Here is a 13,675-nt window from a genome sequence, read left to right as displayed (position 1 = left end):
ATCGAGGTAATTTTTTTATGCACAGCCCCGTCCCCGCCGACATCGACATCGCCCGCCACGCCGCCATGCTGCCCATCGGGGAGATCGCCGCGAAGCTCGGCATTCCCGAACCCGACCTGGAGCCCCACGGCCGCACCAAGGCGAAGATCTCCCTGGACCTCTACCGGCGCCTCCGGGGCGGCCCCCAGGGCAGGCTGGTCCTGGTCACCGCCATCACCCCCACCCCCGCGGGCGAGGGGAAGACCACCACCACCATCGGCCTCACCGACGCCCTGGCCCGCCTGGGGAAGAAGGCGATGCTCTGCATCCGCGAGCCCTCCCTGGGCCCCTGCTTCGGCATCAAGGGCGGCGCCGCCGGGGGCGGCTACGCTCAGGTGGTGCCCATGGAGGACATCAACCTGCACTTCACGGGGGACTTCCACGCCATCGGCGTGGCCCACAACCTGCTCTCGGCCGTCATCGACAACCACCTCGTCTCCGGCAACGCCCTGGACATCGACCCCGGGCGGGTCGTGTGGCGGCGGGTGGTGGACATGAACGACCGGGCCCTCCGCCAGATCGTGGTGGGCCTCGGGGGCACGGCCAACGGCGCCCCGCGGGAGACCGGCTACGACATCACCGTGGCCTCCGAGGTCATGGCGGTGTTCTGCCTCTCCGAGTCCCTTCACGAGGTCAAGGAGCGCCTGGGCCGCATGATCGTGGCCTACACCCGGGACCGCAAGCCCGTGCTGGCCTCCCAGCTGAAGGTCCACGGCGCCATGGCCGCCCTCCTCAAGGACGCCGTCAAGCCCAACCTCGTCCAGACCCTGGAGAACAACCCCGCCCTGGTGCACGGAGGCCCCTTCGCCAACATCGCCCACGGCTGCAACAGCCTCATCGCCACCCGGATGGCCATGGGCCTGGCGGATTTCGTCGTCACCGAGGCGGGCTTCGGCGCGGACCTGGGCGCCGAGAAGTTCCTGGACATCATGTGCCGGCAGTCGGGCCTGGTGCCCGACGTCGTGGTGCTGGTGGCCACGGTGCGCGCCCTCAAGATGCACGGCGGCGTGGCCAAGGCCGACCTGGCGCGCCCCGACGCGGGGGCCGTGCGCCGGGGTCTGCCCAACCTCGTCAAGCACCTCGAGAACATCCAGGCCTGGGGCCTGCCCGTGGTGGTGGCCATCAACCACTTCACCGCCGACACCCCCGAGGAGACCGGGGCCATCGAGGAGGCCTGCGCCGCACTGGGCGTGAAGGCCGTGCGCGCCGACCACTGGGCCCGGGGCGGCGAAGGCGCGGTGGACCTGGCCGGGGAGGTCCTGGCCCTCACCCGAGGGCCCCGCCCCGCCCTGGCCTTCACCTACCCCGCGGAGCTCCCCCTCTGGGAGAAGGTCCGCGCCGTGGCCCGCCGGATCTACGGCGCCAAGGACATCAAGGGCGACGCCAAGGTCCAGAAGGCCTTCGCCGACCTGGAGGCCGCGGGTTTCGGCCACCTCCCGGTGTGCCTGGCCAAGACCCAGTACTCCTTCTCCACGGACCCTCTGCTCCGGGGCCGGCCCGAGGGCTTCACCCTCGCCGTGCGGGACGTGCGGGTGTCGGCGGGCGCGGGCTTCGTGGTGGTCCTGACCGGGGACATCATGACGATGCCCGGCCTCCCCAAGGTCCCCGCGGCCGAACTCATCGACATCGACGAGGACGGGAACATCACGGGGCTTTCCTAGGGAGTAGACCCAGCCAAAAAGGGGGGAGGGGCAACGTTCAAGATCAATTCGGCACCTTCTCCAGCTTGGGAGCATGGGAATCAGCGTTGCGCTGCTCGTCCTGCCTGAACTCGGCCTGCAGCCCAATCGTCGTGCAATACCCAGTTCGCCTCACAGGGCGGCCCAAACATTCAAAAGGAGGGGTATCCCCTCGGCCACCCCCATCCATCCGAAAGTGCTGATCTGCAAAAGCCTTTTGGGCTTTTCCTCGGCGATCCTCGGTCCCCTCGGCGCCTTGGCGTTAGGCTTGTTGCCGGGTGCCTCGGCGAGAGTAATCTTTGCGCCGGCATAACTTAGGAAAATTTTAACGCCGAGGCGCCGAGGAAACCGAGGAGCGCCGAGGAAAAGCAAAAATTGCATTAACCCAATTATCATCAGCGTTGGATACCCGGCTGAGGGGATACAGGGAGGGAATGGGCATTCCCTTTTGGGTTATTCCCGATTCAAAGGCAGGCCGGCTTCAAGCTCAGGATCGAATGTTCAAATAACAATGTTTGAAGCAGCTTCCAGCTCGGAGATCGAGGTACCACAACCACCGCAGAAATTGTCGGCAACCACCGTCCCGCACTTAGGGCATTCTTTTACGAGCTTCGTTCCGCAAGAGCTGCAAAACGCAACCCCCGCTGGAGATACCTTGAAACATTTGGGGCAGGTCAGGGCACCGTTAATATCCGCCATGGCCGTCGCAGTTGCCTTTCCTGTCAGGTTTGCCTGGCGAACGCCGTCATCCATAATTCTCAATGCTTCATCAAGGGACATCTTGAACTGAACGGGACTGAACACCCTTTGGATTGCAACAAGACCCGATCCACTACCTTTCACAAGAATTGTTCCAAATCCATGTCCAAACCAACCCAAGACATGGCCCATAAGCGATGATTCCAGTTTGGTACTCTCCACTTGCTTGATACGCATGTCAATATGGCTCGATCTGAGCCAAAACAGCCCTCGCCTCCAGCGTGCGTAAATGCGATGGGACGTTACAATTGCTACCGACATTTTGTATTCGATCAGGGCGCCGAGCATCCATAGAAATCCAGCAAAGCTCAAGTACCCAGGAATTGAGAGTTCACGCGCCTCGGCGGTGGCGGCGAGGATACCTCCCAGACATAGAACACTGGCGGGTGCAAGAAAGATGGCCCAATGAGGCGATGTCTGAAAAATGAGATGCTCACCTTGGCTTAGGGGAATTCGACTCAGGGTGGGTTCCGCCATCGGGTCTACACCTTTCAATTGTGGTTATGCAGGAGGAAGAAAAGAAACAAGAGTCCTTACCCGAACAGGAACCAGGATGCTCCAAAGCGGTCGGTAGATCATGGACCCTGCTCCGACCAAGGAAGGCAGGTTGTTGTCGGGATATGGGGGCCGCCATGTGATCGGATCCGATCCGCCTAACATTGTATTCTGGAAAACAATGGATTCCAGCATTTTTAAAACCAACCCATTCGCTTTGAGTTCCAGATGCCTTCATTTCAGTCAAAGCCAATACACCCTTTATTGCCCAAGATCAATCTGCCCAGCCAATGCGATTGATTATTTGATTTTTGATGAATTTATAATCAACAAACATGCAAATAAGAAGCAATCCTAAATTGCATTCCCGGCGTTTCAAAGGTCGGTGGTCGTCAGTGACTGGAGCAGGTTTCAGTCAGAACCGCGTTATTTCAACCAGGAATGGCCGAATCCGGCAGAGAAGAACCCTTCCTATGACCCCTTCCGCCAAGCAAGGGGTTTGCCAGGCTAGGTTGGCCCCCGCAGTTCCCGTTTTGCCCAGGTCGGCCGGAAGATACCAAGGAGGCCTGCCATATCACCTCCACCTCGGAGCTCCCCCTCTGGGAGGCGGTCCGCACCTTGGCATGCCGGATCTACGGCGCCAGGAACATCACGGGGCTTTACTGACTACTTCAGGTGGGACCTACCCGCCAGGACCCAGTCCTTGAGCTGCGCCCCCGGCATGGGCCGGCCCAGGAAGTAGCCCTGGCCCCGGTCGCAGCCCAGGGCCTTGAGCGCGTCCCACGTCTCCTGGGTCTCGATGCCCTCGGCCACCGAGGTGAGGTGCAGGTCCTTGGCCATCTGGAGCATGTTCCTCGCGAGGATGGTGTGGCGCTCGGAGCCGGGGAGGCCGCGGGTGATGGACTGGTCGATCTTGAGCTCGGTGAAGGGAATCCGCTCGAGCTGCTCGAAGGTGGCGAAGCCGGTGCCGAAGTCGTCGATGCTCAGGCCGAAGCCTCGCATGCGCAGGCGGTTCAGGTTGGCGAGGGTGTGGCCCAGGTTCGAAACCGAGGCCGATTCGGTCATCTCGAAGACCAGGAACCTGGGTGGCATGTCCAGGTCCGAAACCTTCTCCATGAGGCGGTCCGCGAAGGCGGGCTCGCTCAGGGACTGGGCGGAAAGGTTCACGGCGACTTCCAGCTTGAGGCCGCGGGCGTTCCATCCCTGCCATTGCCTCGCCACGAATTCAAGCACGTGGAGGGTGAGCCCGGACATGAGCTCCGTGTCCGTCTCCGCCTGGGTCAGGAAGGCGCCTGGGCCCAGCAGCCCGGACTGCGGGTGGCGCCACCGGAGGAGCGCCTCCACGCCCTTCAGGTGCGCTCCCTGGAAGGTCAGCTGGGGCTGGAAGAAGCAGAGGAATTCGCCGTCCCGGAGTCCCTTGCGGATCTCGTCCAGGCCGATGGCGCCCTGGACGGCCGGCACCGGCGCGGACCGGCCCAGGAAGGGCGGGCCCGAAAGGACCTTCAGCAGGTCCTCGCGGAAGACGGGCTTCTGCACGAAGCCCGCCACCGACAGGCCGAAGGTCACGGCCATGAGGCGGACGGAGCGCAGGATGTTCTGCTCCTGGGAGCTGACGATGACCAGCTCGGGACGGTAGCCCCGGGAGGCCATTTCCCCGATGAAGGCCACGCCGTCCATGACCGGCATCTCCAGGTCGGTGAGGATCAGGTCGATGAGCGGCTCCCGCTCCAGCTGGGCCAGGGCCTCCAGCCCGTTGGCGGCCTCGAGGGGGGCGGCTCCCCCGAGCTCCCGGATCAGGCCGGCCAGGTGGACCCGCTGGGTGGCGCTGTCCTCCACGACCATGACCCGTCGCCCAGCGAAGGGGGAAGACACGGACGCCGGAAGGAGGTCGGGCACGCGAAGGTCCTCTGGAAGTGGACGGGGAAGGGAATCCGTCCAACTATAACCCACGGGACCAGGGCCGTGCGACCGACTTCTGCGTGCGCTCCTCGAGGGTCACCGGACCGGGCCCGCCTGGAACGGTGAGGACCCAGAGGCGGTCATAGGCCCGCACTTCGGGGAAGAAGCCACGGAACCCCAGGGCCCCCGCCAGGGTGGCCAGGGTATCGGAATGGCCGCAGATGACTACGGTCCGGCCCTTCCAGTTCTCCAGGACCTCCTGGCCCACCGCGGCCTCCTCGCCCCGGGCGCGGATCTCCGCCTTGAGCCCGAGCCTGTCGGCAAGGGGCGCCACGGTCTGCTGGGTGCGCCAAACCTCCGTGGCGAAGATCGCCGCGGGCTTGAAGGCGGCGAGTTCGTCCACCAGGTCCCCGGCGCGGCGGAGCCCCCGGGAGGACAGGTGCGCGTTGGAGGACCTGGCGCCCTTTTCGGCATGGTGGATCAGCACCACGACGGTGTCCTGCCCCATGAGGGCGAAGGTCGCCAGGACCGCAAGAATCAGCGGCTTGAACATCTACGGCTCCCTTTCCAGCATCCCGAACCGCGCGACGATGCGCTTCTCGCCCTCCTGGAACCGGATGGTGTAGGTCAGCATGTCGCCGCTGCCCGAGGCTGCGGTGATGACCCCCCGGCCGAACCGGGGGCTCAGCACCCGGGTGCCCTTGGGCCAGCTCCCCGCGGGAGGGTGGGGCGGCTCCTCGGGCGGGGCCCCGTCTTCGGCCTCCGGCGCGGGCGGCTCCGGAAGACGCGCCTGGCTGAAGAAGCTGCGGATGCGCCCCAGCTCCGAGGCCACGCTGCTGCCGCCGCCCGAGGCGGGGCGCTGGGACGGGAAGTTGCCCTGGCCGGACCGGTACAGCTCCGTGCCCCACCGGATGGGCGTCTCCAGGCCCTCCTCGGGCAGTTCGCGCAGGAAGCGGCTGGGCATGCCCAGCATCTCCTGGCCCATGGCCCGGCGCCGGCGCGCGGCGGTGAGGTAGAGCTTGGTCTGGGCGCGGGTGATGGCCACGTAGAAGAGCCGGCGCTCCTCCTCCAGGCCGTCCTCGGCCTCGCGGGCGTTGCGGTTGGGAAAGACGTCCTCCTCGAGGCCCACGAGGAACACGACCGGGAATTCCAGCCCCTTGGCGCAGTGGATGGTCATGAGGGACAGCAGCGAGGCCTCCTCCAGCTCGTCGGAATCCGACGCCAGGGTCACCCGGTCCAGGAACTCCGCCAGGCGCAGCCCCAGGGTCTCGGCCTCGGCCGCGGCGGAGACGAATTCCTCCAGGTTGCGCAGGCGGGTCTCGGCCTCCAGGGTGGCCTCCTCCTCCAGCATCTGCACGTAGCCTGATTCCACCAGGACCCAGCGCACGAGGCCCGAGAGGCTCAGGGAATTCGCCTCGTCCGCGGCCCGCCGGAAGAGGTCCACGTACCGCCCCAGCTCCCGCTGGGCGCGGCCCTTGAGCTCCCCGGAGCGCAGGAGGGCCACGGTGGCCTGGAGCGCGGTGCCGCCGTCGGGAATGGCGGCCTCGATGCGGGCCAGGGTCGTGGCGCCCACGCCCCGGGTGGGGGAATTCACCGAGCGCCGGAAGCTCACGAGGTCGAAGGGATTGCAGACCAGCCGCAGGTAGGCCAGCAGGTCCTTGACCTCCTGGCGCTCGTAGAACTTCACGCCGCCCACGAGCTTGTAAGGCATGTTCTGGGCCCGCAGGGCCTCCTCCAGCTGCCGGGACTGCCAGTTGGCGCGGTAGAGCACCGCCATGCGGGCGTTGGGGAAGCGGTGGCGCTCCTGCCGGATGCGGTCCACCACGTACTCGGCCTCCAGCCGCCCCTCGTCCAGGAGCTTGAAGGTGATGCGCTCCCCCAGGCCCAGGTCCGTCCAGAGGGTCTTGCCCAGGCGCTGGGTGTTGTTGGCGATGACGGTGCTGGCGGCGTCCAGGATCAGCTGGGTGGACCGGTAGTTCTGCTCCAGCTTGATCTGCACGGCGTTGGGGAAGTCGGCCTGGAAATCGAGGATGTTCTTGATGTCGGCCCCGCGCCATTTATAGATGCTCTGGTCTTCGTCCCCGACGACGCAGAGGTTCCGGTGCTGCCTCGCCAGGTGCTGGACCATCAGGTACTGGGCCCTGTTCGTGTCCTGGTACTCGTCCACCAGGATGTAGCGGAACCGCTCGGCATAAATCGTCTGGACGGCCGGGTCCCGCAGGAACCGTTCCGTGTGCAGCAGGAGATCGTCGAAATCGCAGGCCTTGTGGCTCTTCAGGCCGTTCTGGTAGCCCCGGTAGGCCTCCAGCACCTTCCGGGTCCACGGGTCCATCGCCTCGTCCATGGCCTCCTCGGGGAGCAGGCACCGGTTCTTGAAGTCGGAGATCACCTCCAGGACCTTCTTGGGGTGGAACTGCTTCTCGGGGAGCTTCAGGTCCGCCAGCACCTGCTTGACGAGGCTCCGCTGGTCGGAGGGGTCGAAGATCACGAAGTCGCGGCCCACGGGCGTGCGGTCCCCCTCGCGGCGGAGGATGCGGGTGCAGAAGCTGTGGAAGGTGCTCACCCAGAGCTGCTCGGCGGGCACGTGGACCATGCGCTGCACGCGCTCGGCCATCTCGCCCGCGGCCTTGTTGGTGAACGTCATGGCCAGGATGGAGGCGGGGCGCACCCCCACCTCCTCGATGAGCCAGGCGATGCGCCGCGTGATCACGGTGGTCTTCCCCGAACCGGCCCCGGCCAGGATCAGGAGGGGGCCGTCCACGTGGGTGACGGCCTCCTTCTGGGGGTCGTTGAGGTTGCGGAGCAGGGGATGGTCGGGGGGATACTCGGGCATCCCACGAGTCTAGCAACGAATGGGGTCCTACTTGCGGGGGGTCCACATGGGGGCCTCGAAGCTCAGGTAGAAGAACACGGACTTGTCCCCCTTGCTGGGCCCCACGCCGATGGGGAAGGCCAGCCCCGGCACGATCTGGAGGCCGCTCTTGAAATTGAGGGCGAAGCGCACGCCGGGACTGATGAAAAAGGCGTCCGTCCTGCCCTTGAGTCCGGGTCCGGCCACGGTCTCCCCGCTGGAGAACGCGAATTCCAGCATGGCGTTGGCGTTGGGGTGGGCGAGCCAGATGAAGCTCTGGCCCATGGTCCAGGTGGTGATGTCGGCCTTGTCACCCGCGGCGTTCTTCGCGCCGGGAGTCCAGGTGGCGCCCAGGTTCCAGTGGGTGACCAGGGACCTGGCGAGCACCACGCTCACGGGCAGGAGGACCTGGTAGCCGATGGCCCCGTTGCCGCGCAGCTGCCGCTGGTCGCCGGTGGGCAGCACCAGGGAGAAGCGCGGGGCCACGGCCACCGGCGCGTCCCCGTCCCCGAGGAGCTGGTACCGGTAGTTGAGGAGCACGTCCCCCAGGGCGCTGCGCCCGTCGGGGGAGTCCTGGATCCGCTGGTACGGCAGGGTGTAGCTCAGCTGGTGGGTGATCTCCGGGACCGGCCACTCCTGGGTGAAGGTGTAGAGCCAGTCCTTCGTCACCCGGTTCCGGCTGAAGGTGCTGATGTGCTGGACCACGCCGGCTTCCTGGTTGTAGGCCTCCTCCACCAGGAACGAGTTGTCCTGGATGGGTTTTGGAGGCTCCTCCGCACGGGCGCCGACGGCAGCGGCCAGGGAGAGCCCCAGGATCCAGGAAACCGGAAATTTCATTCAAACCCCCAGGCAATCGAAACCCCTAGATTCTATCCCTAGAACTGGGAGGCGGCGAAGCCGATCCAGATCTTGACCGGATCATTAGGGTCCAGGATGTTCACGGTCTCGTCCGCTCCGAAGCGGAGCCGCCAGGTGGCCGAGTCGATCAGCAGGCCGAGGCTGGGCGCGCCCGAGGCCTTCACCACCTGGTTGTAGGGATCGTCCCCGTGGTCCATGTAGAGGTCCTCGCTCATGAAGTACATCAGCTCGTGGCCGGTGACCCAGACGGGCTGGACGGGGATGTTCACCACCCGCAGGGCCGAATGCACGAAGCCCGTGCTGCCGTGGCACCCCGCCGTCCAGTGGCGCAGCCCGTAGCCCGGGTTGTTGAGGTCGGTGGTGCCGTAGACGATGGCGGAGATGGGCGACCAGCCGCGGTACTGCCATACGGCGGCGTCGTTGCCGAACGTGTCCCCGCCGAAGAAGTGGGTCATGTTCTGGCGCATCCAGTCCAGGGTGCCGCCGATGGTGGCGAGCCGCGTGGAGCCCAGGATCCCGGCCTCGCGGAGCCAGCGGAAGGTCCACCTGGGATCCGCGAAGGAGGTGCGGGGGCGGTTGTTGGCCCGGAGGGAGGGCACCCAGGCGCTCTCGTAGGTGCCCATCCAGTAGACGTTCGTGTTGGGCGGCGTGAGCCAGGCCATGGTGGCGCTGTCGAAGATCCAGGCCAGGTTGGGCGCGGGGTAGTCCTTGACGCTCCAGGGGACCTGACGGGAGGTCTCCAGCAGGAGGGAGAAGGCCACGTGGGCCGTGTAGAGCTTCCACATGTAGGCGGGCGAGACCTGCTCGAAGGTGGTGCTGAGGTCGTTGGCCACGGAGGGGTGGAGGTTCACGGGCTGGTCCGTGAGGCCGGGCCCCCCCGGGACCATCGTCACGGCCGGCATGCCCTGGGAGTACCAGGCGGCGGCGTCCAGGTAGGCCTGCTCGAGATCCGCCTTCTGGCCGGGGCTCCAGGCGGCCCAGGCGATCTTGGAGGTGTCGTCGGGGGCGAGGTAGTAGTTGGCCGGATCCGCGCTCTTGAACTGCCACTTGATGGCCGCGGCCACGTCGGGGTTGGCCGTGAGCCAGGCGGTGAGGTCATGGAGCAGCGAGAGCGTGGCGGGGGTGCTTGCTGTGGTGTTGCCGAACGTGTCGCTCACCGAGACGGTGTAGATCGTCCCGTCATCCGCGGCCTGGAAGGCCGGGGGCGCGTAGGTGCCGGCGCCCGCGCCCCCGATGGCGGTGCCGTTGCGGTACCACTGGTAGGAGAGCGGCCCGGTCCCCGAGGCGGTGACGCCCAGGGAGGGGAGATCGCCGGGCGACAGGATCTGCCCGGCGGGCTGGACCGTGATGATGGGCGCGCCCACGGCCACCGACAGGGTGACGGAGGCGCTGCCGGTGCCGCCCGAATTGGCCGCGCTGACGGTGTACGCCTGGGAGGATGCCGTGGCCGTGGGGGTGCCCGAGATCCGGCCGGTGGCGGGGTCGAGGGCCAGGCCGGCAGGGAGCGGCGGGCTGATGCTCCAGGACGTGGAGCTCCCGCCCGTGTTCACGGGGGCCAGGGCGGCGATCGGGGCGTTCAGCTGGAAGTCGTGCGCCCACGCCGGGTAGGAGAAGGCCGGGGCCGCGTCGTTGACCGTGAGGATCAGGGTCGCCTGGCAGGAACCGTAGCTGTTGGTTCCGCGCACGACGTACGAGGTGGCCACGTTGGCGGACTGGGGCGTCCCGCTGATCACGCCCGTGGACGGGTCGAGCGCGAGACCCGCGGGGAGGGCCGGCGCGACGGTGTACGACGTGATCGGCCCGCCCCCGTTGGCGGGACTGTCGGGGGTGATGGCCGCGTTCCGGGTGAAGACCGCCGGATTGACCCCGTAGGCCAGGTTGACCGGGGGACCCGAGCTCACGGTCACGGTGGCGGAGGTGGAGCCGTAGGCGCTGGTCGCCGTGAGCCGGTAGGTGGTGGAGCCCGTGGGCGGCACGACGGACACCGAGGTCCCGGCGACGGCGCCCACGCCGTGATCGATGCTGTAGCTGGCGGCGTCCGTGGCGGCCCAGGAGAGGGTGGTGGCCTGCCCCGGCGCCAGGTCCACGGGGCTGGCGGTGAAGGAGGTGATGGCCGGCGGCGGGATGACCGTGAAGGTCACCGAGGCCGTGGAGGTCCCCACCGCGTTGACGGCGGTGAGCGTGTAGGTGGTGGTGACCATCGGGTACGTCTGGGCCATGCTCGTCGTGATGGCGACCGGGCCCACGCCGTTGTCGATGCTTGCGCTGGTGGTGAAGGCCATGGCGTTCCAGGCCATGTTGGCCTGCTGCCCTCGGCCGATGGTGGACGCGAGCGCATGGAAGTTGTTGATGACCGGGAGGCGCGAGAAGTTCGCCGTGACCGTCATGTTCGCGGTGACGTTGCCGAGGATGAGGGGGTTGGCGGAGGTCGTCGCGAAGCCGCCGGTCCCGGTCCAGTTGAGGAAGGCGTAGCCCGCGGCCGGGACGGCGGTGACGGCGCTGGCGCTCCCCCCCGAGGCGATGGCCTGGCTCGTGGATCCGGTCAGGGACCCGTTGGAGCCCGCGGCGAACTGGACCACGAACAGCGTCGTGAAGTTGGCCGTGATGGCCAGGTCGGACGTCACGTTCGCGACCGTCAGGGGATTGGCCGCGGTGGAGGCGAAGCCGCCCGGGCCCGTCCAGTTCAGGAAGGAGTAGCCCCCGCCCGGGATGGCGGTCACCGCCGTGGCGCTGCCGCCGTAGGCCACGGTCTGGGAGGTGCTGCCGCCCAGGGACCCGCCGGTGCCGGCGGCGAACGTGGCCGTGAAGGTCCGGATGGCGAAGGAGGCGGTGACGGAGAGGTTCCCCGCCACCGCGGCATCGGTGCGCGGGTTGGCCACGGAACCGTCGCTCCACTGCACGAAGGCGTAGCCGGTGGCGGGCACGGCCGTGACGGCGGAGCCGGAGGACCCCTGGTCCACGGTCTGGGACGCGGAGCCCGAGATGGAGCCGTTGGCTCCGGCGGCATAGGCCAGGGTCCAGGTGTCGACGGCGAACCCGGCCGACACGGCGAGGTTGCCGGCCACCGCGGCGTCGGTGCGGGGATTGGCGGCGGAGCCGTCGCTCCACTGGGTGAAGTGGAAGCCCGGGGCCGGCACCGCCGTGACGGCGGAGCCCGAGGCGCCGTGGTTGACGGTCTGGGAGGCGGCGCCGGCGAGCGAGCCGTTGGCCCCCGCCGCGTAGGCCAGCGAATAGGCGTTGATGACGAATGAGGCCGTGACCGAGACGTCACCGGCCACCGCGGAGTCGGTCCGGGGGTTGGCCGCGGACCCGTCGCTCCACTGGGCGAAGTGCCAACCCGTGGCCGGCACCGCCGTCACGGGGGTTCCGCTGGCGCCGTAGGCGACCGTCTGGGCCGGGACGCCGGAGAGGCTCCCGTTGGCGCCGGCCGCATAGGCGAGAGCATAGGCGTTTATGCCGAATCCAGCCGTCACCGTGAGGTTCCCGGCCACGGCCGCATCCGTCCGGGGGTTGGCCGCGGACCCGTCGCTCCACTGGGTGAAGTGCCAGCCCGCGGCCGGCACCGCCGTCACGGCCGAGCAGGTCCCGCCGGGCGCCACCGTCTGGGTCCCGGCGCCGAGGATGGAACCGCCGGCTCCCGCCAGATAGGTGACCTGGCAGTCCACCCCGACGGCCGCCGTGGCCGTGACGGCGTCCCCGGCCGGGTTGGTCACCGTGAGGGTGAAGGTCGTCGCCGCCGCGAGGCCGCCCGTGGGGACCGGCGCGCCGCTGGCGACGGCGCCCACGCCGTGGTCGATGCTGCCCGAGCCGCCGGAGAAGACGGGGGTGAGGGTGGTGGCGGTGCCGGCCACGACGCGCGGGACCGCCGAGGTGAAGGACGCGACCGCCGCGGGGGGGACCACGGTGACCGCCAGGGACCGGGTGACGGGGCCTCCGAGGCCGGTGGCCGACAGGGTGTAGGTGGTGGTGGCCGAAGGGGTCACCGGGTAGCCGGTGCCGCTGGCCACGGCGCCCACGCCCGGGTCGATGGCCGCGGAGGCGGCGTTCACGAAGCCGGGGGTGAGGACGGTTCCGGCGCCTGCGGTGATCGTGGACGGGGAGGCGGCGAAGGAGGTGATCGCCACGCCGGGTCCCACGGCCACCGTGGCCAGGGCCGTGGCGGCGTCGCCGGCCGCGTTGGTGACGGTGAGGCGGAAGTCCGTGGTGGCCGCCAGGGCCCCGGTGGCCAGGGTGCCGCCGCTGGGCAGGGCGCCGAGGCCGTGGTCGACGGTCCCGGTCCCTCCGGCGTAGACCGCCGACAGCTGGCCCGCGCCCCCCGGCAGGACGGCGCCGGGGACCGCCGTGAAGGCGGCGATGGCGGGGGCCGCCACCACCGTGACCGTCACCGCCGAGGTGACCGTGCCGCCCGCGCCCTGCACGGAGAGCGTGTAGGTGGTGGTGGCGGCGGGCGCCACGGTGACGGGCGTGCCCGAGGTCACGGCGCCCACGCCCTGGTCGATGGCGGCTCCGGTGGCCGCCGTGAACACGGGCGTGAGGGTCGTGGCCGCGCCCGCGGTGAGGATGCTCCTGGCCGCCGTGAAACTGGCGATGCCCGCGGGGGGGACCACGGTGACGGTGGCGGCGGCGGTGGATGTGCCGGAGGCGTTGGCGGCCGTGAGGGTGTACACGGTGGTGGAGGCGGGGCTGACGGTTGCGGAGGTGCCCGGGACGGCGCCCACGCCGTGATCGATGATCACCGAGGTGGCCCCGCTCACGGTCCAGGAGAGGGTGGAGGCCTGCCCGGGCACGACCGTCGCCGGGCTGGGAACGAAGGAGCCGATGGCGGGGACCGCGGGCGCCGCCGGAGCGGTCGTTCCTCCGCCACCTCCCCCGCCGCCGCATGCGAGGGCCAGGGCCAGGAGGAGGCAGAGCCCTCCGTTCCGGAAGTATCCAGACAGGTTGCCCCCAGAACCGTGGTGGTTTTCCATTCCGAGTCTCCGGAGCACCGAGCGGGCAAAAGCCCGCTGAGGAACCTATCGGTGGCACGGCCGGAAAAGTTGATCTAATTCTCCTCTTTGCAAGGACTCGTCCGGAGGTCCCTCCCGCGTTGCCGGTT

Annotated in this window: 7 protein-coding genes; 1 reads left to right on the top strand and 6 read right to left on the bottom strand. The window is 68.2% G+C overall.

Going from position 1 to position 13,675, the window contains the following annotated elements:
• Window positions 1–17 precede the first annotated feature (17 nt).
• Window positions 18–1,700, top strand: a complete 1,683-nt coding sequence (locus tag ACZ5MC_RS07330) for a formate--tetrahydrofolate ligase (RefSeq protein WP_306599661.1) — start codon at window positions 18–20, stop codon at window positions 1,698–1,700.
• A gap of 519 nt (window positions 1,701–2,219) precedes the next feature.
• Here ACZ5MC_RS07330 and ACZ5MC_RS07325 read toward each other — a convergent pair.
• The 6 genes from ACZ5MC_RS07325 to ACZ5MC_RS07300 form a co-directional block, all read right to left on the bottom strand.
• The gene (locus ACZ5MC_RS07325; RefSeq protein ID WP_464517404.1) at window positions 2,220–2,954 is read right to left on the bottom strand and encodes a zinc ribbon domain-containing protein; all 735 of its coding nucleotides are present in this window, start codon (window positions 2,952–2,954) and stop codon (window positions 2,220–2,222) included.
• Window positions 2,955–3,638: 684 nt separating this feature from the next.
• Window positions 3,639–4,868 carry an EAL domain-containing response regulator gene (locus ACZ5MC_RS07320; protein ID WP_306599660.1) on the bottom strand — a complete coding sequence of 410 codons (1,230 nt, stop codon included), beginning with the start codon at window positions 4,866–4,868 and terminating at the stop codon, window positions 3,639–3,641.
• 43 nt (window positions 4,869–4,911) lie between these two features.
• Window positions 4,912–5,424, bottom strand: coding sequence for a histidine phosphatase family protein (locus ACZ5MC_RS07315; protein WP_306599659.1), 513 nt, complete (start codon window positions 5,422–5,424; stop codon window positions 4,912–4,914).
• On the bottom strand, window positions 5,425–7,704 hold the full coding sequence (locus tag ACZ5MC_RS07310) for an ATP-dependent helicase (protein WP_306599658.1): 2,280 nt from the start codon (window positions 7,702–7,704) through the stop codon (window positions 5,425–5,427).
• Between the two features lie 27 nt (window positions 7,705–7,731).
• Entirely contained in the window at window positions 7,732–8,559 is an 828-nt protein-coding gene (locus ACZ5MC_RS07305; RefSeq protein WP_464517403.1) for a transporter family protein, read from the bottom strand.
• A 38-nt stretch (window positions 8,560–8,597) separates the two neighbouring features.
• Entirely contained in the window at window positions 8,598–13,547 is a 4,950-nt protein-coding gene (locus tag ACZ5MC_RS07300; RefSeq protein WP_464517402.1) for a beta strand repeat-containing protein, read from the bottom strand.
• Between the last annotated feature and the right edge of the window lie 128 nt (window positions 13,548–13,675).

This window comes from Mesoterricola sp. JemC181, assembly GCF_055384585.1.
This window is presented reverse-complemented; position numbering and strand designations above follow the sequence as displayed.

Excerpts from the sequence above, each read along its gene's own strand:
- ACZ5MC_RS07330 (WP_306599661.1), top strand. The coding sequence starts at position 18 with ATGCACAGCCCCGTCCCCGCCGACATCGACATCGCCCGCCACGCCGCC.
- ACZ5MC_RS07325 (WP_464517404.1), bottom strand. The coding sequence starts at position 2,954 with ATGGCGGAACCCACCCTGAGTCGAATTCCCCTAAGCCAAGGTGAGCAT.
- ACZ5MC_RS07315 (WP_306599659.1), bottom strand. The coding sequence starts at position 5,424 with ATGTTCAAGCCGCTGATTCTTGCGGTCCTGGCGACCTTCGCCCTCATG.
- ACZ5MC_RS07310 (WP_306599658.1), bottom strand. The coding sequence starts at position 7,704 with ATGCCCGAGTATCCCCCCGACCATCCCCTGCTCCGCAACCTCAACGAC.
- ACZ5MC_RS07305 (WP_464517403.1), bottom strand. The coding sequence starts at position 8,559 with ATGAAATTTCCGGTTTCCTGGATCCTGGGGCTCTCCCTGGCCGCTGCC.
- ACZ5MC_RS07300 (WP_464517402.1), bottom strand. The coding sequence starts at position 13,547 with ATGGAAAACCACCACGGTTCTGGGGGCAACCTGTCTGGATACTTCCGG.